Below are 25,230 nucleotides of genomic sequence, written 5' to 3' on the forward strand. Positions count from 1 at the left end.
GATGTATATCCCGACCCTTCAAGATATGTTGGATGCGCATCAGCGCATTCAACCCTACATCCACCGCACGCCGGTGCTGACGTCGCAGTATCTTAATGATCTGACAGGGGCAGAGCTGTTCTTCAAATGTGAGAACCTGCAAAAAGCAGGCGCATTCAAAGCACGCGGCGCATCCAACGCGGTGTTCGGCCTGACCGACGAACAGGCAAAACGCGGCGTGGCCACCCATTCCAGCGGCAACCACGGCACCTGTCTGTCCTACGCAGCAGGCCGTCGCGGTATCCCGTGCACCGTCGTGATGCCCCACACCGCCCCGCAAGCGAAAAAAGACGCGGTGCGTGGCTACGGTGGGATCGTGGTCGAATGCGAACCCTCAACCATCTCGCGCGAAGCGGTCTTTGCCGAAGTCATCGCCAAATCCGGCGCGGAATTTGTCCACCCCTATAACGACCCACGTGTGATTGCAGGGCAGGGCACATGTTCGGCAGAACTGATCGAACAGGTCGAAAACCTCGACGCTGTTGTGGCCCCGATCGGCGGCGGCGGCATGATTTCCGGCACCTGCCTGACGCTCTCGAACCTCGCGCCAAACATCAAAATCTACGCAGCCGAACCTAAAAACGCCGACGATGCCTACCGCAGTTTCAAAGCGGGGCACATCATCGCTGACGACGCCCCCGACACAATCGCTGATGGTCTGAAAGTGCCTCTCAAAGACCTGACCTGGCACTTTGTGTCCACCCACGTCACCGACATCCTGACCGCCACCGAGCACGAGATCGTGGGCGCGATGAAAATCACATGGAAGCGCATGAAGATCATCATCGAGCCATCCTGCGGCGTGCCTTTGGCGACCATTCTTAAGAACAAAAAGATCTTCGCTGGCAAACGTGTCGGCGTGGTAATTACCGGCGGCAACGTCGACCTTGATCTGCTGCCATGGCAGCGCCCAGAATTTGGAGATTTGAAATGAACGCACCTGTGAACTTTGATAAATTTGACGTGGGCTTTGATATTCCGGCAAAACCGGGGATGAATGAAGCCGATATCCAGACCCCTTGCCTGATCCTTGATCTCGATGCGTTAGAGCGGAACATCAAGAAAATGGGCGACTACGCAAAAGCCCACGGCATGCGTCACCGCGCCCACGGCAAGATGCACAAATCCGTAGACGTGCTGAAGCTGCAGCAAGATATGGGTGCCGCCATCGGCGTCTGCTGCCAAAAAGTGTCCGAAGCCGAAGTCTTTGCACGCGGCGGCATCAAAGACGTGATGGTCTCCAATCAGGTGACCGAACCTGCCAAAATTAAACGCTTGGCCGAAATGCCAAAATTCGGCTGTCGCGTGCTGGTTTGCGTGGACGATCCCGAAAACGTAAAAGCCCTGTCCGACGCAGCGGTTGACGCTGGCACACAAATAGAAGCCCTTGTCGAAATCGACTGCGGCGCAGGTCGCTGTGGCGTCAACACCACCCAGGATGTTGTAAATATTGCCAAACTTATTGATACGGCACCAGGTTTGAAATTTGCTGGCATTCAGGCCTACCAAGGGGCGATGCAGCACATGGATCTCTACGCTGACCGTAAAGTGAAACTCGATGCGGCAATCGCGCAGGTCGCAGACGCGGTGAATGGCCTCAAAAGCAATGGCCTCGCGTGCGACATCGTTGGCGGCGGCGGCACCGGCTCGTACTATTTCGAAAGCGCATCAAACGTTTATAACGAACTTCAATGCGGATCCTACGCTTTCATGGATGCCGATTACGGACGGATTCTCGACGAGAACGGCAAACGGATCGACGACGGCGAATGGGAAAACGCCTTGTTCATCCTGACCACCGTGATGAGCCACTCGAAAGCCGACAAAGCCATCGTTGACGCGGGCCTGAAAGCCCAATCCGTCGACAGCGGCCTGCCCACCGTCTACGGGCGTGACGATGTTGAATACATCAAATGCTCCGACGAACACGGCGTTGTCTCTGACCCGAACGGCGCTTTGAAAATAAACGATAAACTGCGTTTGGTCCCCGGTCACTGCGATCCGACATGCAACGTACACGACTGGTATGTTGGCGTGAGGGGTGGCAAGGTTGAAACAGTCTGGCCGGTTTCCGCACGCGGCAAAGCCTACTAATCCGACCACAATAACGGGATGCGTCCACGCGGCGCTTCCCGCTTTTTGACTCTACAGGAGACCGCGATGTACATTGTTCCCGAAAAAGAAATCGGCGCGCTGATTGGCCGTCAGGACAGCTTTATCGCTGTTGAAAAAGTGTTCGCCTCAATGGCTGCCAAATCCGCCTATAATTTTCCGGTGATCCGCGAAGCAATCGGCCACGCAGACGCGCTTTACGGATTCAAATCCGGCTTTGACCGTGAAGCGCTGAACCTCGGTCTTAAATCCGGCGGCTACTGGCCGGGCAACGCGGCCAAGGGTTTGACCAACCATCAATCCACGATTTTCCTATTTGACGCAGACACCGGCAAATGCCGCGCGATTGTAGGCGGCAACCTTTTGACCGCCCTACGCACCGCCGCCGCCGCCGCCGTTTCTGTGGCCCATTTGGCACGGCAAGACGCCGAAGTATTAGGCATCGTCGGCGCAGGCCACCAAGCCACATTCCAACTGCGTGCCGTCGCCGAACAGCGCAATTTCAAACGCATCGTCGCATGGAACCGCAGCCCCGAAAAACTGGCCTCGCTTGAAAAAGTGGCACAAGAGCTCGGCTTGCCCTTCCAATCCGTCACCCTCCAAGAGCTAGGCGCGCAATCCGACGTCATCGTTACCATCGTGTCCAGCAACGCACCAATCCTGCATGATGTGCACGTCAAAGCAGGCACACATATCGCGTGCATGGGCACCGACACCAAAGGCAAGCAAGAGGTCGAGGCCGCACTCGTGGCCCGCGCTACTGTCTTCACCGACGAAATCGCACAAGCGATCAGCATCGGCGAATGTCAGCACGCCGTCGCAGCAGGCACGTTAAAACAAGCTGATATTAACGAACTGGGCAGCGTCATCAACGGTGTCCACAAAGGTCGTACCAGCGCGAAAGAGATTACACTATTTGACGGCACGGGCGTTGGTCTGCAAGACTTGGCCGTAGCCTCTGCGGCGGTCGATCTGGCCATCGCAAACGGAACAGCAGTGAACGTCGAATTTTAAACCACCCCCCTTTGCGGGGCCGACAGGAGAATGTGATGTCAGACACGATCGATAAAAAAGCCGCCGCTCGTCAGGAAGCCTTGGATTACCACGAATTTCCGAAACCCGGAAAACTTGAAATCCGCGCCACCAAAGCGATGGCCACAGGGCGCGACCTCTCCAACGCCTACTCGCCCGGCGTGGCGGACGCCTGCCTTGAGATCGAGAAAAATCCCTCCGACGCCTTCCGCTACACTGCAAAAGGCAACCTGGTCGCCGTGATTTCAAACGGCACCGCGGTCCTCGGGCTTGGCGATATCGGCGCGGCAGCCTCCAAGCCTGTCATGGAAGGCAAAGCGGTCCTGTTCAAAAAATTCGCAGGCGTCGATTGCTTTGACATCGAAGTGAACGAAACCGACCCCGAAAAACTTGCTGACCTGATCTGCAAACTTGAACCAACATTCGGCGCGATCAACCTCGAAGACATCAAAGCCCCCGAATGTTTCCTCGTAGAACGGCTGTGCAAAGAGCGCATGAACATCCCCGTGTTCCACGACGACCAGCACGGCACCGCAATCGTGGCGACCGCTGCGGCCATGAACGCGCTGATTGTTGCAGGCAAAAAAGCCGACGAGATCAAGGTCGTGGCCTTGGGCGCAGGTGCGGCCGGTATCGCTTGCCTGAAAATGTTCATGGTCATGGGCGTGCCAAAAGAAAACATCACCATGCTCGACAGCAAAGGTGTAGTTCACGACCAGCGTAACAACTTGAACGCTGAAAAAGCCGAATTTGCCAAATCAACTGAAATGCGCACCATCGACGATGCAATGACCGGCGCGGACCTGTTCCTCGGCGTCTCCGGTCCGGGCCTTCTGACCGGCGAAATGGTCGCAAAAATGGCGCCGAACCCGATCATTTTTGCACTGGCGAACCCGACCCCCGAAATCATGCCAGAAGTGGCGCGTGCGGCGTCTCCGGGCGCATTGATCGCCACAGGTCGTAGCGATTACCCCAATCAGGTCAACAACGTGCTTTGCTTCCCCTTCATCTTCCGTGGGGCATTGGACGTCGGTGCGACCGAAATCAACGAGGCGATGAAACTGGCCTGCGCCGAAGCGATCGCAGGCATCGCACGTGAAACCGCAGACGCCTCTGTGGGCCAAGCCTACCTCGGCGAAGAACTGTCGTTTGGCCCCGAATATCTGATCCCGAAACCCTTCGATCCGCGGCTGCTGCCGGTGATCGCCCATGCCGTTGCCAAGGCCGCAATGGACAGCGGCGTGGCGACTAAACACATCGATCTGGACGCCTACCGCGAGGGCCTGCGCGGTCAGGTCATCCGCTCGTCCATGGTCATGCGGCCAATCTATGCGGGGGCTCGCGCGGCCAATCGCCGGATTATCTTTGCCGAAGGCGAAGACGAGCGGGTCTTGCGCGCGACCCAAGCAATCTCCGAGGAAATCGGCGACGACGTGGTCTTGATCGGACGCCCCGAAGTTGTCGAAAACCGTATCAAGCGCGCCGGTCTGAAAATTCGCGCAGGTCGCGAATTCACACTGATCAACCCTGAAAGCGACGAGCGCTATCGCGATTACTGGACCACATATCACGGCATCATGCGACGCAAAGGGGGCACACCTGATTCAGCGCGCGCCATGCTGCGCACCAATAGCACCGCGATCGCGGCCATTGCCGTTCAACGCGGCGACGCCGATTCCATGATCTGCGGCACCTTTGGCGAATACCGTTGGCATCTGGGCCATATCAACGACATTCTCTCTACTAAAAAAATGCATCCTGTCGGGGCTATGTCACTGGTTCTTCTGGAAAAGGGACCTCTGTTTGTCGCCGACACCCACGTTCACATCGAACCAACCGCCGAACAGCTCTCCTATTCGGTCATTGCGGCCGCGCGTCATGTGCGCCGCTTCGGTATCACGCCTAAAATCGCGCTGTGTTCAGGCAGCCAGTTCGGCAATCTCGACAGCCATTCAGGACGCGTGATGCGCGGCGCACTGGCAATTCTCGATGATCAAAACCTCGATTTCGAATACGAAGGTGAAATGCACACAGATGCAGCTCTTGATCCTGACCTGCGCGAACGGCTGCTGCCGGGCGGACGCCTGACTGGCAAAGCAAACGTGCTGGTTTACGCCAACTCCGACGCGGCAGGCGCCACACGAAACATTCTAAAATCGGTCGCGGACGGGATAGAGGTCGGACCGATTTTGATGGGTATGGGCAATCGCGCCCATATCGCGACCCCCTCGATCACGGTGCGCGGACTGCTGAATATGGCGGCCTTGGCGGGGACCAATGTGGAAAGCTACGAGTAACAAGTAGCCCACAAATGTAACGGATTAGAGGAGGAAATCCAAAATGTCACCAGAAGTTCATCCGGTAGACGAGATGCTACCACCAGCGAAACTGTTTACCCTCGGGTTGCAACACGTTCTGGTTATGTATGCAGGGGCCATCGCTGTGCCTTTGATCATCGGGCGCGTGCTCGGGCTTGACCCGACGCAAGTGGCCTACCTGATTTCCGCAGACCTTTTTGTCTGCGGTCTTGTCACCATTATCCAGTCTTACGGCGCTGGTAAATTCTTTGGCATTCGCCTGCCCGTCATGATGGGTGTGACATTCGCGTCTGTTGGCCCGATGGTATCCATCGGTCTTGCTAACCCGGGTGTCGAGGGGGCGCGGCTGATCTTCGGCTCGATTATCGGGGCAGGGATTATCGGTATGCTGATTGCACCGTTTGTAAGTAAAATGTTGCGGTTTTTCCCACCCGTTGTGACCGGCACAATCATCCTTGTGATTGGTGTGACCCTGATGCGCGTGGGTATCCAATGGATCTTTGGGGTGCCGGTCGGTCCGACTGCACCACAAGTCATCGACCCCGCAAACATTGCCTACCTCGACGCGATCAAAGCCTTGCCTGCAGGCACGCTGCCCGAACTTCCCGGTAGCTTCAAATTGGCCCCGACGGTGGACAACCCTAACTATGCCAGCCTGACCAACATCGGTGTCTCGGCCGTTGTTCTTCTGGTCATCCTGCTGGTGGCAAAATACGCCAGCGGATTCTTCTCCAACATCGCCGTGCTTTGCGGCATCGTGGCGGGTGGCATCTTGGCCGCTGTGCTTGGCATCATGAGCTTTGAACATGTCGGCGACGCTGCATGGTTCCAGATCATCACACCATTCTACTTTGGTATGCCAATCTTTAACCCGGTCATGATCGCGACAATGACGCTGGTGATGATCGTCGTTATGGTCGAATCCATGGGCATGTTCCTCGCACTAAGTGACATGACGGGCCGCAAGGTTTCCCAACCAATGATGGCCGCAGGCCTTCGGACAGATGGTCTGGGCACCTTGATTGGTGGTATCTTCAACACCTTCCCCTACACTTCGTTTAGTCAAAACGTCGGCCTTGTGGGTGTGACGGGCGTGAAAAGCCGCTGGGTCTGCATCATGGGCGGCGTGATTATGGTCGTGCTTGGCCTGACGCCAAAGGTCTCGACCCTTGTCGAAGCATTGCCAACGGCCGTTCTTGGCGGCGCTGGTCTTGTGATGTTCGGCATGGTTGCCGCGACAGGCATCCGTATCTTGTCTGCTGTCGACTTCAAGGGCAACAAGTTCAACCTGTTCATCGTCGCGATCTCGCTTGGCTTCGGGATGATCCCGCTGATCGCACCCGGTTTTGATATGTGGATGCCACATGTTCTTGCACCGCTGATCGACTCGGGCATCTTGCTCGCTGCCTTTGCGTCTATCCTTTTGAACATCTTCTTTAATGGCACTAAGCCAGCAGACGAAGACGAACTGAGAGACGCCGCAATGGCGACCGAGGGCGGTCACTAAAGACAGATCCGGCGACCTTCGGACAAAAAAACCAAAAAAGGGAGGGTGGCAACACCTTCCCTTTTTTAGACGGCTCACATCACACAACAGGACGCAAAAATGCTCGCACCTCTCTCATTATTGTTTGTTGGCGCTGTGCTGTGCCTGAACGGGATCTGGATGTCGGGACGCATCGCCGACCGGGAAATCGTCATTATCAATCTGATCGTCGCAGCCATCACATCGGGCGTCGCGATCTTCTCGGCCCTTACCGCCGTTGATGTTCTCGGCGTGAAATCCGCAGCCCTGACGCTGCTATTCAGCACAACCTATATGTGGTTTGCCTTCAATAGAATGACCGGCACCGACGGGCGCGGGTTAGGCTGGTTCAGCCTTCTTGTCGCGATCACCGTCACCCCCGAAGCCATCGTTCAGATCACAAATGCCAATAGCGTCATATCACTATGGCTGGGGCTGTCTTGGGGCGTCTGGGCCGTGCTATGGTTCATGTTCTTTGTGCTTTTGACCCTGCAAAAACCCGTCGCGAAACAGACAACCGTGATCACACTTTTTGCGGGCATTGCCACCGCGTGGCTGCCCGCTATGCTGATCCTCTACGGCGTGCTGGCCTAGGCGATATCCACCGGTTTACGCAGGCACCGCTTCGATCACAAACGGGGCCTCAAAGTAAAACTCCTCGAGGTTCGCACCTGCGCCAATACGGTCGATCACCGCATATTGGCCCGGCGCGTCCAAAGGTGCCAGAACCCCGTGCCAGACGCCACGGTGCAGGTTAATCGCCTGACCGGCACATGTCATAAACGCTACAGGGTTCACCGGCGTGCCATGATCATCATCCGCCACAACAACCATGAAACAAGTGCCCGAAATCGGAATAAACGCCTGACTGCCCTCAGGATGCCGCTCCACCATATCCACGACATGGGGCAGGTGGCGGGCCTTGGCGTTGAACAGGCTGATCCCCGCCGCACCATCCGAAAAATCCATCTTTGCGCGATCATGATACCTGTCGCACATGCCAAGGTTAATCACCTTATCAGGGGCACCCGCAATTTCCAGAACATCACCATAAGGGGCAAAATCCGCAGCATTCAGGGGCGTCACAGTTAAAACGTGTGTCATCGGGCGTATCCTTATCGGGTTTACAAAATGATGTCTCAGGGCAGGCTTACGCAGCGCAGTAAGACCTTGTTTACTGTTATATCTTCGATCAATCATTTTGATTTACTAAATATTTTTGAAACTGCCTCACAGACTGCGATATCAATGTGCGACAAAACGCTGTCAAAAGCGATCCAAACAATGCAAAGTCAAATTTCATACGCCTGTCGCGAAAGAAGCCCACGATGATCTATCACCTGACCATCATTCTGCTGTGCCAACTGGCCGGTGAATTTCTGTCCCAAACATTTGATCTCATCGTACCGGGCCCTGTGATCGGCATGATCATCTTGCTGGTCTTGTTCATGAGCGTCCCGAAAGTCGCCGCCGCGATCCAGCCCACAGCTTTGGGGCTTCTGTCACACCTGTCGTTGCTGTTCGTACCGGCGGGCGTCGGCATCGTCGGACACCTTGACCAATTGGGCGCAGACGGTGTGCCCATCATGATTGCACTGGGCGTCAGTACCGCCCTTGCAATCACCGTCAGCGCGCTTGTTTTCGTAGGCATCACCCGCCTGACAGGAAAAACCGAATGACCAACTTTCCCGAAATCTGGACTTTCCTGTCACAAGAACCGCTGCTCTGGCTCACGGCAACCCTGCTGGCCTACGCGATTGGCGACACACTGTTTTGGAAATCAGGCCGCAAACCCTACGTCAATCCAGTGCTGATCGCGGTGGTGCTCCTTGCGGCACTTCTCTGGGTCACCGACGTCTCCTATTCAACTTATTTCGAGGGCGCAAAATTCGTCCACTTCATGCTTGGACCAGCGACCGTGGCCCTCGCCGCACCGCTCTACATGAACCTCGACAAAGTGCGCGCCGCAGCCCTGCCAATGTTCGCGGCCCTCGTTGCAGGCTCCGTCACTGCTATCCTCTCTGTGATCGGCATTGCCTACGCAATGGGCGTGCGCGGCGAAGTCCTGCTCTCGCTTGCCCCAAAATCCGTGACCGCCCCCGTGGCGCTCGGCGTGTCAGAAGCCATCGGCGGATCGCCTACGCTCACCGCCGTGCTGGTCATCATCACAGGTGTCATGGGCGCGGTCATGGCGTCGCCACTGCTGACATTTCTGGGCATCACCGACTGGCGGGCACGTGGCTTTGCAATCGGTGTCGCATCACACGGCATCGGCACCGCGCGTGCGTTTCAGGTCAATGAAACAGCAGGTGCATTTGCAGGCATCGGCATGGGGCTAAACGCAATCCTCACCGCCCTCATCGCACCGCTGATCATTCGTCTGATTATCTAACGCCTTAACGCTGAAAGATCGTCGGGAACCAATCCTCGCGCAACCGCTGACCGGCAACCATATCGTGGCCCGGAAACGGCGGCGACGTCGGACCGGGACGCGCAACATAACGCGCATCATCGCCAATCAACCGCAATGAAAACGCACGGCGTCGGGTCTCGGTAGTATTGCCACGCGCCCCGTGCAATGTGCCGTAATTGAACGCAACCGCGTCGCCGGGCTCCATCTCCCATTCGCGGATATCCATACCCTCGGCGTCAGGATCAGGCACCGCCATATAAGTCTCGTCGTCAGGGTAAAAATTGGTCTCTGCCAACCAGCGGGTAGGCAACACTGGCTTTTCCCACGCATGGCTGCCCGCAACACAACGTAGGCTATTGCCTTTAACTGGATCCATAGGCGACCAGAAACTGACATTCTGAATACCTTCAACAAAGTAATATGGCCCGTCTTGATGCCACGGTGTCGCCTTGGATGTACCGGGTTCCTTGACCAGCACATGATCGTGGAACACCTGCACACGCTGCGATCCCATCAAATCCGCCGCGACCTCGGCGGCATCCGAATTGCGGATCACTTCCTCGAACTCGGGAATACGGGTCCAGTTGCAATAATCGTCAAAAAATCGCCCCCCTTCACCCGCCTTCAAGTTCTCGGACGCATAAGGACCGGGCTCGGTCATATTGCGCTCGATCCCCGCGCGCAATGTCTCGACATACGGCTTGAACAGGTTTTTAATCAGCACAACCCCGTCCTTTTGGAACGTGTCGATATCAGTTTGCGAAACAAGTTGATGCATCAGGCAGGCCTTTTCTTTAATGTGGAATATCGTGGTAATCGGGGTGAATAAACCCTATGGTAAAGATTGTTACGTCTAGACATAATGAGACATTGATCGATGAAAGCAACCTACAAAGACGTAAAAGCAGACATTCTATCGCAAATTACCAAAGGCATATTTGAAACCGGCGGGTTAATCCCCAACGAAACCGATCTGGCCGCGCAATACGGCTGTGCGCGCGCAACCGTGAACCGCGCCATGCGTGAACTCGCGGATGACGGCATCATAGAACGACGGCGCAAGGCAGGGTCGCGTGTGCGCGCCAGCCCGATCCGCCAAGCCCGCTTCGACATCCCCGTTGTCCGCAAAGAGATCACCGCCAAAGGTGCCGCCTACCGGTTTTCTCTGGTCACTCAAGCGGTGAAACAGGCACCCGACTGGCTGCGCGCGCGCATGAAACTGGATGCAGACGGGCAGGTGTTGCACTTGATTTGTATGCATTACGCCGACGGAGATCCTTATCAACACGAAGATCGGTGGATTAACCTCGGCGCCTTACCACAAGCCGAATCTGCTGATTTTAATGTGGTCGGGCCCAACGAATGGCTGATTGGCACGGTACCATTTTCAGACGCGGAAATCAGCTTTTCGGCAGGCTTGGTTGATGCCTCACTGACCGACTACCTCGCAAGTCCGATAGGCGAGGCCGTCTTCACCATCGAGCGCTCAACGTGGTGGGAAGGGCAGGCGATCACATTTGTACGCCTGACCCATCGACCCGGCCACAGGATGACCACACGCTATTGATGTGGCGAAGGACCTCTTGGTAAGCCACATCCAAAATGATCGCGCCTTTCAATCCGCCTGCGCCCACCTGAATTAGCTATCAATGCGTTCGGTCATTTTAGTCATCATTCATGTTTCATAAAATCGCAGGCAGGTTCAATCCGTGCTCAACGGCGCAGTCCTTCGCGTCGTCATAGCCTGCATCGGCGTGGCGCATGACACCCGTCGCCGGATCGTTCCACAAAACTCGGGCGATGCGGCGGTCGGCGTCTTCAGTTCCGTCACAGCAAATCACCATACCAGAATGCTGTGAAAACCCCATGCCAACGCCGCCGCCGTGGTGCAACGACACCCAAGTCGCACCGGACGCCGTGTTCAAAAGGGCGTTCAAAAGGGGCCAGTCCGACACTGCGTCCGACCCGTCTTTCATCGCTTCGGTTTCGCGGTTTGGCGACGCTACAGAACCGCTGTCCAGATGGTCGCGGCCAATGACGATCGGTGCGCTCAATTCGCCGTTGCGGACCATCTCGTTGAACGCCAGCCCCAGCTTGTGACGCACGCCCAAACCGACCCAGCAAATCCGCGCCGGCAGCCCTTGGAACGCGATCCGTTCACGGGCCATGTCCAACCAGTTATGCAAATGCTTATCCGCGGATAAGATTTCTTTGACCTTGGCGTCGGTTTTATAGATGTCCTCTGGATCACCCGACAGAGCCACCCAACGGAACGGGCCTATCCCGCGACAGAACAGAGGACGGATATACGCGGGCACGAATCCTGGAAACGAGAACGCGGTTTCCAACCCTTCGTCGAGCGCCATTTGTCTGATATTGTTGCCATAATCAACTGTCGGAATCCCCGCTTCATGGAAATCAACCATAGCTTTCACTTGCACCTTCATGCTGGCGCGCGCGGCTTTCTCTACCTCTTTGGGGGCGCTTTCGCGCTTGTCTTTCCACTGCGCCATCGTCCAACCCTGTGGCAGATATCCGTTGATCGGATCATGCGCCGATGTTTGGTCGGTCACGATGTCAGGACGCGCGCCACGGCGCACAAGTTCGGGGAAAATGTCAGCCGCGTTGCCCAATAGACCCACGGATTTCGCCTCGCCCGCCTTGGTCCAGCGGTCGATCATGTCGAGCGCTTCATCAATCGTATCCGCCCGCTCATCGACGTATTTAGTGCGCAAGCGGAAGTCGATGCTGTCGGGGTTACATTCCACAGCCAAGCAGCAGGCGCCTGCCATCACAGCGGCCAGTGGTTGTGCCCCGCCCATGCCGCCCAAACCGCCGGTTAAAATCCACTTACCCTTAAGATCGCCGCCGTAATGCTGGCGGCCCGCCTCGACAAATGTTTCGTAGGTGCCTTGCACGATGCCTTGGGACCCGATGTAAATCCACGATCCCGCGGTCATCTGACCATACATCGCGAGGCCCTTTTTATCGAGCTCGTTAAAGTGGTCCCAATTTGCCCAATGCGGCACAAGGTTCGAGTTTGCAATCAGCACGCGCGGCGCATCTTTGTGGGTTTGGAACACGCCCACGGGTTTTCCCGATTGCACCAGCAGCGTCTGGTCGTCTTCCAACTCTTTAAGCGAGGCCACGATCAGATCAAAATCTTTCCATGTGCGCGCCGCCCGCCCGATGCCGCCGTAAACCACCAATTCATGCGGATTTTCTGCTACATCTGGATGTAGGTTGTTCATCAACATGCGCATCGGCGCTTCCGTCAGCCAGCTTTTCGCGGTGATTGTGCTGCCTGTCGCCGGATAAACGTCGCGGGAATTCTTGCGTGGGTCGGTCATGGTTTGCCTCCAAGGATTGGGGCCATTTTGGCCAATGTCGTCAATATATCGGCGAGGTGCTGTCGGGTTTTTGCGGCTTTTGTGGTGTTATAGGTCCAAGGCGCTGCCTCGGCCGCGAGGTAGGTCGATTGTGCCAGTTCCATTTGAATCGCCTGAAACCCTTGGCCGGCTGCGCCGTAATGGCGCGTTGACCAACCACCTCTGAACCGTCCGTTGGTGACCGCGGTATAACCTTGCGCTGCGGCGCAGATGTCTTGTGTCGCTTTGACCAGCGCGGGGTCGCAGGTTGTGCCCATGTTGCTGCCGATATTGAAGTCGGGCAGGGTGCCGTCGAACAGGAACGGGATTTGCGACCGGATCGAGTGGCAATCATAAAAGATTGCAACCCCGTGAATGGCGCGCACACGTTCGAGTTCGGCGCGCAGCGCAGTGTGGTAGGGTGCGTGAAAGGCAAGCAACCGTGCTTGAATTTCGGCGGCGTCGGGTGGCGTGTTCCAGATGTCGCGCCCCTCGAAGTCAGTCAAAGGCACCAGCCCCGTCGTGTTTTGTCCGGGGTAGAGTGACGCGCCCGACGGGTCGCGGTTTGCGTCGATCACATAGCGGTGGAACGTGGCGCGCACTGCGGACGCCCCCGCAAGGACGCCATCGTAGAGGTGATGAATGTGCCAGTCTGTATCGGCAAGCGTGCGGCCAATCGGGTTCAGGGCTGCCATAACGCCGTGTGGGACATAGGTCCCCGTGTGCGGCAGGCCCAGAACAATCGGGCTGGTGCCTTGGGTGACTTCGACAGGGGTCATGCGTTCACCTGCGGCAGTTGGATGCCTGCGGCGGTGGTGATGGCCCCGTTGCTGACGAGCCGTGTTGCAGCCTCGATGTCGGGCGCGAGGTAGCGGTCGTCGTCCAGTGTGGCGACGTCCAGACGCAGCCGTGCCACCACGTTTTGCAAGGGGTCACTGGTTGTCAGTGGTGCGCGAAATTCGATGCCCTGTGCCGCGCAAAGCAGTTCAACGCCGAGGATGCAGTTCAGGTTTTCCAGCATCTGCCCCAATCGCCGTGCGCCATGCGCCGCCATGCTGACGTGGTCTTCCTGATTGGCAGAGGTTGGTGTGCTATCGGTCACGCAAGGGTTCGCGAGGTGTTTGTTTTCGCTCATCAAGGCCGCTGTCGTGACTTCGGCGATCATGTAGCCGCTGTTGAGGCCCGGATTTGGGGTCAGGAACGGCGGCAGGTTAAAGCTGAGAGCTGGATCAACGATCAAGGCGACACGCCGTTGCGCAATCGCGCCGATTTCGGCGATGGCGAGTGCGATCATGTCAGCCGCAAAGCCCACGGGTTCGGCGTGGAAGTTGCCGCCCGATACGATCAGATCGGCGCCCACCAGCACTAGCGGGTTGTCGGTCGCCGCGTTGGCCTCGATTTCTAATGTCGTGGCCGCCATGCGCAAAACATCCATCGCAGCGCCGGTGACCTGAGGCTGGCAGCGGATGCAATAGGGGTCTTGGACCCGCGCGTCGTCGACCATGTGGCTGTCGCGGATGCGTGAGCCTGCGAGTAAGGCGCGCATGGTTTCTCCGGCTTCGATCTGGCCGCGATGACCGCGCAAGGCATGGATCTCGGGTTGCAAGGGTGCGGTCGATCCCATGATCGCGTCGGTCGACATTGATGAGGTCACGAGGGCAGTTTGGGCTGCCCGCCATGCCCCGAACAGGCCTGCAAGTGCAAAGGCAGTCGAGAATTGGGTGCCGTTAATCAGGGCCAGACCTTCTTTTGGGCCTAATTCGATAGGGGTTAAGCCTGCGGCTTTCAGGGCGTCAGCGCCTGACATGACTTTGCCGCCAAACTCGGCCTCGCCGTGGCCCATCATGGCGGCGGCCATATGCGCGAGGGGTGCGAGGTCGCCCGATGCGCCGACTGATCCTTGTGCGGGGATGACGGGGGTCACGCCTGTCGCGAGCATGGCTTCGATCAGGTCGACGACCTCTAGCCGTACGCCGGACGCGCCGCGCCCCAAGCTCAGGAGTTTGAGTGCCATGATCATACGGGCATGGCCGCGCGGGATCGCGGGACCCACGCCGCAGCAATGCGACAAGATCAGGTTGCGTTGCAAGGCGGCGGTGTCTTTGGCCGCAATCTTGACGCTGGCGAGTTTGCCGAACCCTGTGTTCACGCCGTAAACGGCCTCTGTGCCGGCCACGGCTTTGGCGATGCGGGCGTGGGCCCGTTCGATATCGGGACGGCACGCGTCGTCAAGGCGCACGGGGGCCTGGGTCCAGTAGATCTGTGCCAGATCAGTCAGCGTCACGGCGCCGGGGGTCAGCGTAAGTGTAGTCACAAGGCACCTCCAAAGATGCGGGAATGAAGCGGGTTGAACCCGATGCGATAGGCCAGTTCGGCGGGGTGTTTGACGTTCCAGATCGCCAGATCGGCGCGCAGCCCTGCGGTTAGCCTGCCGCAATCGGTTAGGCCCAGCGCCGTAGCGGCGTGACGTGTCACACCTGCCAATGCCTCCTGCGGGGTCATGCGAAAGAGGGTGCAGGCCATATTCATCGTCAACAGAAGCGATGTCATGGGCGATGATCCGGGGTTGCAGTCTGTCGCCAGCGCCATTGGCACGCCGTGCTTGCGCAGGGTGGCTATGGGCGGCATCTGCGTTTCGCGAAGGGTGTAATATGCGCCGGGCAGGATGACGCCAACCGTGCGGGCGTTTGCCATCGCGACCACGCCGTCTTCGTCGAGATATTCGATGTGGTCGGCGGACAGCGCGCCGTAGGATGCCGCGAGTTTTGCGCCGCCCAGATTGGACAGTTGCTCGGCGTGTAATTTTACCGGTAAGCCCAAGTCGCGTGCTGCGTCAAACACCCGCGCGATCTGGTCGGGCAGGAATGCGATGCCCTCGCAGAATCCGTCAACAGCGTCGACCAAACCTTCGGCATGAGCGGCGATCAGCGTCGGGATGCAAACTGTATCGATATAGGCATCGGCGCGATCTTTGTAATCTGCTGGCACAGCGTGGGCACCAAGGAATGTGGTCAAAATTCGCACCGGTCGTAGGGTCGCAATCGCGCGGGCGGCACGTAGCATGCGCAGCTCTGTCTCAAGATCGAGGCCGTAACCGGATTTGACTTCTAACACAGTGACCCCTTCGGCGAGCAGGGCATCAACGCGGGGCAGCGCGCTGTTGATCAGATCGTCGAGGCTCGCAGCACGGGTCGCGGTCACGGTCGAGGCAATGCCGCCGCCCGCCCGCGCGACCTCTTCGTAGCTGGCTCCGTTCAGGCGCATTTCGAATTCGGCTGCGCGGTCGCCGCCATGTACGATATGGGTGTGGCAGTCGATCAAGGCAGGGGTGACCAAGCGGCCACCGAGGCTTTTGCGGGGCAATCCGGCATGTACGGCAGGCAGGTCTGCGATCGGGCCGACCCATGTGATCTTTGTGCCTGTGGTCACGATTCCGGCGTTGTCGATCAACCCGTAGGCAGCATTGCCGTCACACATCGTTGCTGCATTCAGATCGACGTAGACTGTGCTGTTGTGGGTCATATCTGGGTCACCGCATCCGTTGTTTTGCTTTTATTGCACAAATGTATGTTGTATATGTCTATACATAATAACCCAAGAGGTGGTCAAATGATTTTCGCAAAACAGGCATTGCTAGAACTAGGTTGGGCGCAGAATGTGCGTTTGTCTGTGACCGGTGGGCGGATTTCGGCGCTGACTACTGGTCAAGCGGCCCAACCCGCAGACACTTGCGTTGACACGCTTTTGCCCGCGCTGGGCAATCTGCACAGCCATAGTTTTCAGCGCGCCATGTCGGGCATGACCGAGCATCGCATGGCTGGCAAAGACAGTTTCTGGACATGGCGCGATTTGATGTACCGTTTTACGACGCATCTTTCGCCCACCCATATAGAAGCGATTGCGGCCTTTGTATTTCTCGAGATGCAAGAAGCGGGCTATGCCAGTGTCGGTGAGTTTCATTACCTGCATCATCAACCTGACGGTACGCCCTACGATGATCTGGGCGAGTTATCGGCGCGGATTGCTGCGGCGGCTGAGAAGACAGGCATCGGGCTGACGCATCTGCCTGTGCTTTATACCTATGGCGGCGCGGGCAAGGCTGCGCTGCAAGCGGGTCAGGCGCGGTTTGGCAACACGGTGGACCGGTTTGTTGACCTTATAGGACGCGCGCAGGCGGCCGTTGGCGCGCTGCCGTCCGATTGTAGCATAGGTATCGCGCCGCATTCATTGCGGGCGACATCGCCTGATGATCTGGCGGCGGTGTTGGCTGCGTGTTCATCGGGACCGGTTCATATTCACATTGCCGAGCAGCCGAAAGAGGTTGCCGATATCATGGCCTGGTTGGGCGCGCGTCCGGTTGAATGGCTGTTGGAAAACGTCGACGTCACCCGCGACTGGTGCCTGATCCATGCGACCCATATGAACCAGACCGAGACGAGCGATATGGCAAAATCCGGTGCGGTTGCGGGGCTGTGTCCAGTGACCGAGGCCAATCTGGGGGATGGTCCGTTTCACGGTCCTGCCTATCTGGCGGCGGGTGGTGCGTTTGGTATCGGCTCGGATTCCAATGTGCTGATTTCACTGACGGAAGAGTTGCGCACTTTGGAGTACTCGCAGCGCCTACGCGACATGGCGCGTAATGTGATGGTTTTGGGCGAAGGGTCGGTTGGGCATGCGCTATATACCGGCGCTGCGCGGGGCGGCGCGCAGGCGTTGGGACGTGGCAAAGGCGAGATCGCGCTGGGCGCTTGGGCGGATTTGACAGCGATTGATAGCCAAACCCCTGCGCTATGTGCGTTGCCGCAGCATCAGTTGCTGGACGGGCTGGTATTTGTGGCCAAGGACACCGTGGTCACGGATGTTTGGTCTGCGGGGCGGCATATGGTGCAGGCGGGGCGTCATGTGAAGCGCGATCAGATTTTTGCGAATTACAGGTCTGCAATGCAAAGCGTTATGGCACGGCTTTGATCCAGATATTCGATCGCGATTTCCAGAACCGCGTCGCCTTTGGCGAGGACGATGCGGCTGTCGGATTGTAGGAATGCCGTGTCGCCAGTGTGCAGGTGGTTTTGCCCAAACGCGGGTCTGCCGTCGAGCACATGAAGCGCGGTGATGCCTGTGGATGGCGGGGTAAGGTCAAATGTGATGGGCCCCTGATGCACGACAACTTCGGCGATGCAAAGGGTGGGGTCAAACATCAGGTTCAAATCTGTGATCGAGCCGTTGGTCAGGCGGGCGCAGACCGGCAGGTCGCCGTCAAAGCGGACCGGTTGCCAAGGCAGTGCTTGTAACGCACCGCCCGCATAATCCAATATCATGTGGCCGTCCGAGACGACGGTGAGAATACGCTCTAGCCCTGCGAAATTCGAAAACGGGCCGTCTTGTGTCACATCTGCGCGGCTGATCCGCCAGACCATTTGCGCACCATGCTGGCCGGTTGCGATGTTGCGCGTGGTGCCGCCGCCGTTTTTCCACGGCACATCGGTCAGTTCGTTGTAACGTAAAATCTTCACGTTCGTGTCCTGTTCTGAGTATGCTGCGATCGGGTATAAATGATGCGATAGTGGGGACTGCGGGTGCGGCCTGACTTTGCAAACAGGTGTCAGGTGGGGCGCGTGGCAAGTGCGGTTTTCTGCACTCCGCTTGTGTCAAAATTTGCAGGATCGAGCCATGCGTGAAAACCCCCGCTGATCTGTTCCCAATCCTTATCGAGGATCGAAAACCAGGCGGTGTCGCGGTTGCGCCCTTTGTAGATTGTCGCTTGCGGGAACATGCCGTCAAAGGTGAAGCCAAAGCGCCGCGCCGCTGTTTTCGAGGGGCCGTTGAGGTTGTCGCATTTCCACTCAACGCGCCGATAACCCAGATCATCAAAGACGTGCGACATCATCAGGAATATGGCTTCGGTTGCGACGCGGGTTTTTTGCAGTTGCGGCGACATCGCGATGAAGCCCACCTCGACTACGCCTGTTGCGGGCGTGATGCGCAGGAAGCTGGCGAAGCCTTCGGCCTGCCCGCTGATTTTGTTGATAATCGCATAAAACAGGGGGTCTGTGCTGTCTTGTGCACTGGTAAGGAAGGTGTCGAAGGGGGCGCGATCAATGAACGGGCCGTTGGACAGATAGGTCCACATCGCGCCGGCCTCATCCGCCCCGAAGGCCGCAAATAGCGCGTCACCGTGTATCTGTGCGTTGAGCGGCACAACATCACAATAAGCCCCCATCAGCGGCGTCTGCGGCGGGCGTGGGCAGGTGACCCAAAACGTTACATCGTCACCAATAGGTTGGCCAAGAGGGTTCATTCTTTGCGACATGTGGTGTCCTTGCGTGGCTGATACGCAAATACTAGGGTGCAAAACCGTGTTTCGCAATCCTCACATGTGTGATGCTTGCACCGCAGTTCAAGCAATTACGCCCTCGGGGCGGTGTCTTACGCCTAGGCCCTAGTCACGAAGCATATCGCACGGTAGAAGCGCGCAACATGTAAGAGAAGTTGATGCAATGGCAAATTTAATCCAACCGCAGCCCGGCATTCTGGATATCGACCTATACGAGGGCGGTGCGTCCTCGCTAGCAGGGGTCACGAATGTATTGAAGCTGTCGTCCAACGAGAACCCGATGGGGCCGTCCGAGGCGACAAAGGAGGCGTTTGCGCGCGCTGTCCATGCGCTGCACCGCTATCCCAGTACCGATCATTTAAGTCTGCGCACCGCGATTGGCGATGTGTGGCAGGTTGATCCGGAACGTGTGATTTGTGGTGTTGGCTCGGACGAGATTTTGCATTTGATGTGTCAGGCCTATGCGGGTGTGGGTGACGAGGTTATTCATACAGAACATGGGTTTGCAATGTACCGCATTGCGACGCTGGCCGCTGGTGCCACACCGATTGAGGTGCCGGAGCGTGACCGTTTGATTGATGTCGATCAGATTTTGGCGGCGTGTAACGAGAACACCAAGCTGGTGTTCATTGCGCTGCCGAGTAATCCGACCGCGACGATGATTGGCGCTAAGGAAGTGGCGCGTTTGGCCGAAGGGTTGCCGCCGCAGACGATTTTGGTGCTGGATGGCGCATATGCGGAATATGTCGAGGGTTATGACGGTGGACTTGCACTGATTGAAACCCGCGAGAACGTATTTATGACCCGCACGTTTTCCAAGATTTACGGTCTTGGGGGCCTGCGCGTTGGCTGGGGTTACGGGCCCAAAGCGATGATTGATGTTCTGAACCGTATTCGCGGACCGTTTAATATGTCGTCTGCTGCGCTAGCGGCGGCGGAGGCTGCGGTGCGCGATACCGCGTATACCGAGAAGTGCCGTGTAGAGAATGCCAAGTGGCGCGAGTGGTTATCTACAGCACTCGCCGAATTAGGGGTGCCGTCGGATACCTCGACTGCGAATTTTATTCTGGCGCGATTTGCCGATGAGGCCGAAGCCTTGGCCTGCAACGAGCATTTAAAGTCGCAAGGGATTTTGGTGCGCCATCCTGCGAATTATGGATTTCCCTATTGTTTGCGGATTACGGTGGGTGACGAGAGTGCGTGTCGCCGCATTGTTCATGCTGTAGGCCAATTTAAGGGTCTGCGCGAATGAGTTTTGTTTATGACCGCGTGGCGTTGATCGGGCTTGGTCTGATTGCGTCGTCGATGTTTCATGCGATCAGGCGCGCCGGTCTTGCGCGCGAAGTTGTGGGTTATGCGCGTAGTGCTGAAACCCGCGATATTGCGCGTAATATCGGGCTGTGTGATGTGATTTATGATAGCGCTGCCGAGGCCGCCGAGGGCGCGGATCTGGTCGTATTATGTGTGCCTGTCGGCGCGATGGAGCAGGTGGCAATTGATATTGCGCCTGCTTTGAAAGCGGGTGCTACGGTAAGTGACGTGGGATCGGTCAAGCGCGCGGTGATTGACGCGGTCGGCAAGCATTTGCCCGACGGCGTGCACTTTGTGCCGGCGCACCCGCTTGCAGGGACCGAGCATTCGGGGCCAACCTCGGGCTTTGCCGAACTGTTTGACGACCGCTGGTGCATTATTGTGCCTGACATGTGTAAAGACGAGGCGGCAGTTGCCCGCCTTGCCGCATTGTGGCGCGGCATGGGGTCAAATGTGGATCAGATGGACGCGGACCACCATGATCTGGTGCTGGCCGTGACCAGCCACACGCCGCATTTGATTGCCTATACGATGGTCGGTGTGGCCGATGATTTGCGCCGTGTGACTGATAGCGAAGTGATTAAGTATTCGGCGGCCGGGTTTCGCGATTTTACGCGGATTGCCGCCTCTGATCCGACGATGTGGCGTGATGTATTTTTGAACAACAAAGAAGCGACCTTGGAAGTTCTGGGGCGTTTTACCGAGGAATTGTTCATGTTGCAGCGTGCGATCCGCGAGGGAGATGGTGAACAACTACATGACTATTTCACGCGCACCCGCTCTATTCGTCGGTCGATTATCGAGGCGGGGCAGGATACCGACGCGCCGAACTTTGGACGTAAGCCGGCGCCGAAAAAGTGATCAGGCTCGCGCTTGTGTTGATGGTTTTCGCCACTGCGGTTTCGGCCGAGGGGCCGAGTGCGGATAATCGGCCTGTCGCGCGCGGTCAGGCGGATCAGGAGCCGCCGCTGCGCCCCAAAGTGCGCCCGCGTGAAGAAGTCGCGTTGCAGCACGGCGTTGAGACGCTGGCGATTTATCGTGCCGAGCATAATCTGGCGACTGTGAACCCTTATGCGGTGAGGCAATCGCCGCGCACCGCGAGGCGTCCTGCAGCGATTGAAAAGGCGGCGCAGGCGGAACGCACGGCCCGATTGCGCGGGCAGATTTGTGGTGATCCAAACATTCAAGGCGAAGCCATCGGTCAGGTGGGCGGCGCGGGGTCTTGCGGGATCGAGCGTGCGGTGCGGGTGAAATCGGTGGCGGGGGTGCCGTTGTCGCCGCAGCCCACAATTGATTGCAAAACTGCGACGGCCTTGAAGCGCTGGGTCGAGGCGGGCGTCAAGCCTGTGGTCGGCCACGAGGGCGGCGGCGTGGCATCGTTGCGCGTGGTGTCACATTATGCCTGTCGCAATCGCAATGCGGCCTCGACGGGGCGGCTGTCGGAACATGCCACAGGTCGCGCGGTTGATATTGCAGGGATTAAGTTGAATTCAGGCCGCGAGATTACCGTGTTGAACGGTTGGAATACAGACGCTGACGGCGCGCGACTGCGCCGCATGTGGCAAGCGGCGTGCGGGCCGTTTGGCACTGTGCTTGGCCCCGATGCCAACAGGTTTCACCGCGATCATTTTCACTTTGACACGGCGCGCTATCGGAGTGGGTCATATTGCAGGTAACGCGGCACTTGTTCTGGGTTTGGCGCGGGTCTATAAGCCGATTTATGAAATTCTGGGCGCACATACGAATTATGTCCCCGGCGCGCTGACACCAGCGCTGCCGGGCCAAAGGTGCAGATTATCTCGCGCCGCCCAACCCCTTGAAAAGATGTTGATAAAGGACGCTCCACATGTGCGCCGACACCCCTGAATATAAAGATACACTCAACCTGCCACGCACCGATTTTCCGATGCGCGCAGGATTGCCAAAGCGTGAACCCGAGTGGTTGGCTCGCTGGGCCGAAATGGACGTTTACGGCCAGTTGCGTGCCAAGACGGGCCGCAAGCCGTTTACGCTGCATGATGGTCCACCCTATGCGAACGGTCATTTGCACATCGGCCATGCGCTGAACAAAATCCTCAAGGATATGGTTGTGCGCTCGCAGCAGATGATGGGCAAAGATGCGCGTTATATCCCCGGTTGGGATTGTCACGGTTTGCCGATCGAGTGGAAAATCGAAGAGCAGTATCGCAGCAAGGGCCGCGACAAGGATGACGTGCCTGTTGTCGAGTTCCGTCAGGAATGCCGCGAATTTGCAGCGGGTTGGGTCGATATCCAGCGCGAAGAGTTCAAGCGTTTGGGCGTGCAGGGCAATTGGGCCGAGCCGTACCTGACAATGAATTTTCACGCCGAGCGCGTGATTGCCGAGGAATTCCAAAAGTTCTTGATGAACGGCACGCTGTATCAAGGCTCTAAGCCTGTGATGTGGTCGCCCGTGGAGCAGACCGCCTTGGCCGAGGCCGAGGTTGAGTATGCCGATAAAGAGAGCTTTGCGATCTGGGTGAAGTTCACTGTGCAAGCCAAAGATAGCGAGTTGCAGGGCGCGAAGGTTGTGATCTGGACCACAACACCTTGGACGATCCCGTCGAACAAAGCTGTCGTTTATAGCGATGACATCGAATACGGCCTCTACGAGGTCACCGGCACGCCTGATGAATGCTGGCTGAGTGTTGGCGAGCGTTTCATCCTGTCGGATAAAATGGCGGATGCGGTGTTTGCGAAGGCACGGTTGGAAGAGGGCATGTGGACGCGTGTGCGTTCGGTGGCTTCGGCAGAATTGTCGGGCCTTGCGTTGTCGCATCCGTTGGCTGGTGCTGAGGGGAGCAACGGCGAATGGGATGATCTTCGCGACTTCCGCGCGGCCCCGTTTGTGACCAACGACGAAGGCACCGGCTTTGTCCATTGCGCGCCAAGCCACGGTATGGACGAATTCGAGCTGTATCGCGACTTGGGCATGTTAGAGCAGGTCATCACCTATAATGTTATGGAAGACGGTCGTTTTCGCGATGATCTGCCGTTCTTTGGCGGCAAGGCGATCTTGCGCGACAAGGCGAACAAAAAAAACAAAAACAACCCTTGGGAAGGCGACGCAAATACGGCTGTCATGTCCAAACTGGTTGAGGTTGGCGGGTTGTTTGCGCGTGGTGTGATCAAGCACAGCTATCCGCATTCTTGGCGCTCCAAGGCTCCGATCATTTTCCGCAACACGCCGCAGTGGTTTGCTGCGATTGATAAGGCGGTTGGCGATGGTCAGGACACGTATGGCACGTCGATCCGTGAACGTGCACTGCGCTCGATTGATGAGTTGGTGACGTGGACGCCGCAAAAAGGGCGTAACCGTTTGTTTGCCATGATCGAGCAGCGCCCTGATTGGGTGTTGTCGCGCCAGCGTGCGTGGGGCGTGCCGCTGACCTGCTTTACAAAGGTGGGTGCATTGCCGACGGATGACGATTTCTTGTTGCGCAACGCCGAGGTGAATGCGCGCGTAACGGCGGCGTTCGAGGTTGAGGGCGCCGATGCGTGGTATCAGGACGGCGCGAAAGAGCGGTTCTTGGGCGGGATCGTGGACGTAGCTGAATACGATCAGGTCATGGATATTCTCGATGTGTGGTTTGACAGTGGCTCGACCCATGCGTTCACATTGCGTGATCGCGAGGACGGGTCCGAGGATGGCATGGCGGACCTGTATCTTGAGGGGACGGATCAGCATCGTGGCTGGTTCCATTCGTCGCTGTTGCAGGCTTGTGGCACCATGGGCCATGCGCCCTATCGCGGTGTGTTGACCCACGGATTTACGCTGGATGCAAAAGGCATGAAGATGTCCAAATCCATCGGTAATACCATCGTGCCTGAGGTGATTGTGCAGCAATATGGCGCGGATATTTTGCGGCTATGGGTGGCGCAAACGGATTATACCAATGATCAGCGGATCGGTGACGAAATCCTGAAAGGGACAGCGGATAGCTATCGTCGTTTGCGTAATACTTTGCGGTTTATGTTGGGGTCTTTGGCGGATTTCACCGAAAGCGACCGTGTTGATGTCAGCGAGATGCCAGAGCTGGAGCAGGTGATTCTGCACCGTTTGAGCGAGTTGGATGAAGTCGTGCGCAAGGGGTATGCCGCGTATGATTTCCAAGGTGTGTTCAGTGCCGTGTTCACCTTTGCGACGCTGGATTTGTCGGCGTTCTATTTCGATATTCGCAAAGACGCGCTGTATTGTGATGGCGATACCACACGGCGCAAAGCCGCGCGCACGGTGCTTGATATCTTGTTCCATCGCCTGACAAAGTGGCTGGCTCCTGTGCTGGTGTTCACGATGGAAGAGGTCTGGTTGGAACGCTTCCCTGGGGACGAAAGTTCGGTGCATTTGGTCGATTTCGACGAGACACCAAGCGATTGGCGTAATGAAGCGCTGGCCGCAAAATGGGCCGTCGTGCGGTCCGTGCGCCGTGTAGTGAACGGTGCATTGGAAGTAGAGCGCACGGCCAAGGTGATTGGCGCGTCTCTGGAGGCGGCACCGACGGTCTACGTGGATGCAGATACCGCTAAGTTGCTGGAAACAGTAGCGTTTGATGATCTGAGCATCACATCGGACATTTACGTGTCTACTGATCCGGCCCCTGATGGCGCGTTCAAATTGGACGATATTGCAGGTGTTGCAGTGGTATTTGCCAAGGCGCAGGGCGAGAAGTGCCAGCGCTGCTGGAAGATCTTGCCAGATGTCGGCAGTCATGGCCATGCGGGTGTCTGTGGCCGCTGTAATGACGCGCTAAACGGGTAGG

General features: G+C 57.4%; 22 protein-coding genes. 14 read left to right on the top strand and 8 right to left on the bottom strand.

Annotation, left to right across the window (positions count from 1 at the left end):
• The first annotated feature begins 1 nt into the window (after nucleotide 1).
• The 6 genes from bhcB (at nucleotide 2) to ACXLHR_RS01750 (ending at nucleotide 7,620) form a co-directional block, all read left to right on the top strand.
• Nucleotides 2-973 (top strand): beta-hydroxyaspartate dehydratase BhcB, encoded by a 972-nt coding sequence (gene bhcB / locus ACXLHR_RS01725; RefSeq protein ID WP_458789825.1) that lies wholly within the window; start codon nucleotides 2-4, stop codon nucleotides 971-973.
• Nucleotides 970-2,133, top strand: a complete 1,164-nt coding sequence (gene bhcC, locus ACXLHR_RS01730) for a 3-hydroxy-D-aspartate aldolase BhcC (protein ID WP_458789826.1) — start codon at nucleotides 970-972, stop codon at nucleotides 2,131-2,133. Before bhcB ends, bhcC begins: the two co-directional genes overlap by 4 nt.
• 66 nt (nucleotides 2,134-2,199) lie before the next feature.
• A complete protein-coding gene (gene bhcD, locus ACXLHR_RS01735) occupies nucleotides 2,200-3,165 on the top strand; it encodes an iminosuccinate reductase BhcD (RefSeq protein WP_458789827.1) in 966 nt (321 codons plus the stop codon).
• A 35-nt stretch (nucleotides 3,166-3,200) separates the two neighbouring features.
• On the top strand, nucleotides 3,201-5,480 hold the full coding sequence (locus tag ACXLHR_RS01740) for an NADP-dependent malic enzyme (protein WP_458789828.1): 2,280 nt from the start codon (nucleotides 3,201-3,203) through the stop codon (nucleotides 5,478-5,480).
• A 43-nt stretch (nucleotides 5,481-5,523) separates the two neighbouring features.
• Nucleotides 5,524-7,008: a nucleobase:cation symporter-2 family protein gene (locus ACXLHR_RS01745; RefSeq protein ID WP_458789829.1), complete on the top strand. Its 1,485-nt coding sequence runs from the start codon at nucleotides 5,524-5,526 to the stop codon at nucleotides 7,006-7,008.
• A 99-nt stretch (nucleotides 7,009-7,107) separates the two neighbouring features.
• On the top strand, nucleotides 7,108-7,620 hold the full coding sequence (locus tag ACXLHR_RS01750) for an AmiS/UreI family transporter (RefSeq protein WP_458789830.1): 513 nt from the start codon (nucleotides 7,108-7,110) through the stop codon (nucleotides 7,618-7,620).
• 15 nt (nucleotides 7,621-7,635) lie between these two features.
• Here the strand turns inward: ACXLHR_RS01750 and ACXLHR_RS01755 are convergent, their stop codons facing one another.
• Nucleotides 7,636-8,130 carry an ureidoglycolate lyase gene (locus ACXLHR_RS01755; RefSeq protein WP_458789831.1) on the bottom strand — a complete coding sequence of 165 codons (495 nt, stop codon included), beginning with the start codon at nucleotides 8,128-8,130 and terminating at the stop codon, nucleotides 7,636-7,638.
• Between the two features lie 224 nt (nucleotides 8,131-8,354).
• On the opposite strand from ACXLHR_RS01755, the gene ACXLHR_RS01760 reads away from it, so the two are divergent.
• Entirely contained in the window at nucleotides 8,355-8,705 is a 351-nt protein-coding gene (locus ACXLHR_RS01760; protein WP_458789832.1) for a CidA/LrgA family protein, read from the top strand.
• On the top strand, nucleotides 8,702-9,418 hold the full coding sequence (locus tag ACXLHR_RS01765) for an LrgB family protein (protein WP_458789833.1): 717 nt from the start codon (nucleotides 8,702-8,704) through the stop codon (nucleotides 9,416-9,418). The genes ACXLHR_RS01760 and ACXLHR_RS01765 overlap by 4 nt, the downstream gene beginning before the upstream one ends.
• A gap of 4 nt (nucleotides 9,419-9,422) precedes the next feature.
• Here the strand turns inward: ACXLHR_RS01765 and ACXLHR_RS01770 are convergent, their stop codons facing one another.
• Nucleotides 9,423-10,217 carry a phytanoyl-CoA dioxygenase family protein gene (locus ACXLHR_RS01770; protein WP_458789834.1) on the bottom strand — a complete coding sequence of 265 codons (795 nt, stop codon included), beginning with the start codon at nucleotides 10,215-10,217 and terminating at the stop codon, nucleotides 9,423-9,425.
• A 99-nt stretch (nucleotides 10,218-10,316) separates the two neighbouring features.
• Here ACXLHR_RS01770 and ACXLHR_RS01775 point away from each other — a divergent pair, with 99 nt between their 5' ends.
• On the top strand, nucleotides 10,317-11,006 hold the full coding sequence (locus ACXLHR_RS01775; RefSeq protein WP_458789835.1) for a GntR family transcriptional regulator: 690 nt from the start codon (nucleotides 10,317-10,319) through the stop codon (nucleotides 11,004-11,006).
• Nucleotides 11,007-11,121: 115 nt separating this feature from the next.
• On the opposite strand, the gene hutU is transcribed toward ACXLHR_RS01775, so the two are convergent.
• From hutU to hutI, 4 genes are read right to left on the bottom strand one after another with little or no spacing between them, the layout of a single operon-like run.
• Complete coding sequence (hutU, locus tag ACXLHR_RS01780; protein WP_458789836.1) at nucleotides 11,122-12,789, bottom strand: urocanate hydratase; 1,668 nt, start codon at nucleotides 12,787-12,789, stop codon at nucleotides 11,122-11,124.
• Nucleotides 12,786-13,586, bottom strand: a complete 801-nt coding sequence (gene hutG / locus ACXLHR_RS01785; protein WP_458789837.1) for an N-formylglutamate deformylase — start codon at nucleotides 13,584-13,586, stop codon at nucleotides 12,786-12,788. The genes hutU and hutG overlap by 4 nt, the downstream gene beginning before the upstream one ends.
• On the bottom strand, nucleotides 13,583-15,121 hold the full coding sequence (gene hutH, locus ACXLHR_RS01790; protein ID WP_458789838.1) for a histidine ammonia-lyase: 1,539 nt from the start codon (nucleotides 15,119-15,121) through the stop codon (nucleotides 13,583-13,585). The genes hutG and hutH overlap by 4 nt, the downstream gene beginning before the upstream one ends.
• Entirely contained in the window at nucleotides 15,118-16,329 is a 1,212-nt protein-coding gene (gene hutI, locus ACXLHR_RS01795) for an imidazolonepropionase (protein WP_458789839.1), read from the bottom strand. The genes hutH and hutI overlap by 4 nt, the downstream gene beginning before the upstream one ends.
• An 87-nt stretch (nucleotides 16,330-16,416) precedes the next feature.
• Here hutI and ACXLHR_RS01800 point away from each other — a divergent pair, with 87 nt between their 5' ends.
• Nucleotides 16,417-17,775, top strand: coding sequence for a formimidoylglutamate deiminase (locus ACXLHR_RS01800; RefSeq protein ID WP_458789840.1), 1,359 nt, complete (start codon nucleotides 16,417-16,419; stop codon nucleotides 17,773-17,775).
• On the opposite strand, the gene ACXLHR_RS01805 is transcribed toward ACXLHR_RS01800, so the two are convergent.
• Nucleotides 17,736-18,320 carry a HutD/Ves family protein gene (locus ACXLHR_RS01805; RefSeq protein ID WP_458789841.1) on the bottom strand — a complete coding sequence of 195 codons (585 nt, stop codon included), beginning with the start codon at nucleotides 18,318-18,320 and terminating at the stop codon, nucleotides 17,736-17,738. The genes ACXLHR_RS01800 and ACXLHR_RS01805 overlap by 40 nt on opposite strands.
• 89 nt (nucleotides 18,321-18,409) lie before the next feature.
• Entirely contained in the window at nucleotides 18,410-19,117 is a 708-nt protein-coding gene (locus ACXLHR_RS01810; protein ID WP_458789842.1) for a GNAT family N-acetyltransferase, read from the bottom strand.
• Nucleotides 19,118-19,304: 187 nt separating this feature from the next.
• On the opposite strand from ACXLHR_RS01810, the gene hisC reads away from it, so the two are divergent.
• The 4 genes from hisC to ileS all read left to right on the top strand — a co-directional run bounded on the left by hisC (nucleotide 19,305) and on the right by ileS (nucleotide 25,229).
• A complete protein-coding gene (gene hisC, locus ACXLHR_RS01815; protein ID WP_458789843.1) occupies nucleotides 19,305-20,393 on the top strand; it encodes a histidinol-phosphate transaminase in 1,089 nt (362 codons plus the stop codon).
• Nucleotides 20,390-21,313 (top strand): prephenate/arogenate dehydrogenase family protein, encoded by a 924-nt coding sequence (locus ACXLHR_RS01820; protein ID WP_458789844.1) that lies wholly within the window; start codon nucleotides 20,390-20,392, stop codon nucleotides 21,311-21,313. Before hisC ends, ACXLHR_RS01820 begins: the two co-directional genes overlap by 4 nt.
• 20 nt (nucleotides 21,314-21,333) lie before the next feature.
• Nucleotides 21,334-22,128 (top strand): extensin-like domain-containing protein, encoded by a 795-nt coding sequence (locus tag ACXLHR_RS01825; protein WP_458792440.1) that lies wholly within the window; start codon nucleotides 21,334-21,336, stop codon nucleotides 22,126-22,128.
• Nucleotides 22,129-22,298: 170 nt separating this feature from the next.
• Complete coding sequence (gene ileS / locus ACXLHR_RS01830; protein WP_458789845.1) at nucleotides 22,299-25,229, top strand: isoleucine--tRNA ligase; 2,931 nt, start codon at nucleotides 22,299-22,301, stop codon at nucleotides 25,227-25,229.
• The last annotated feature ends 1 nt before the right edge of the window (nucleotide 25,230 follow it).

Source organism: Yoonia sp. MH D7, assembly GCF_054439475.1.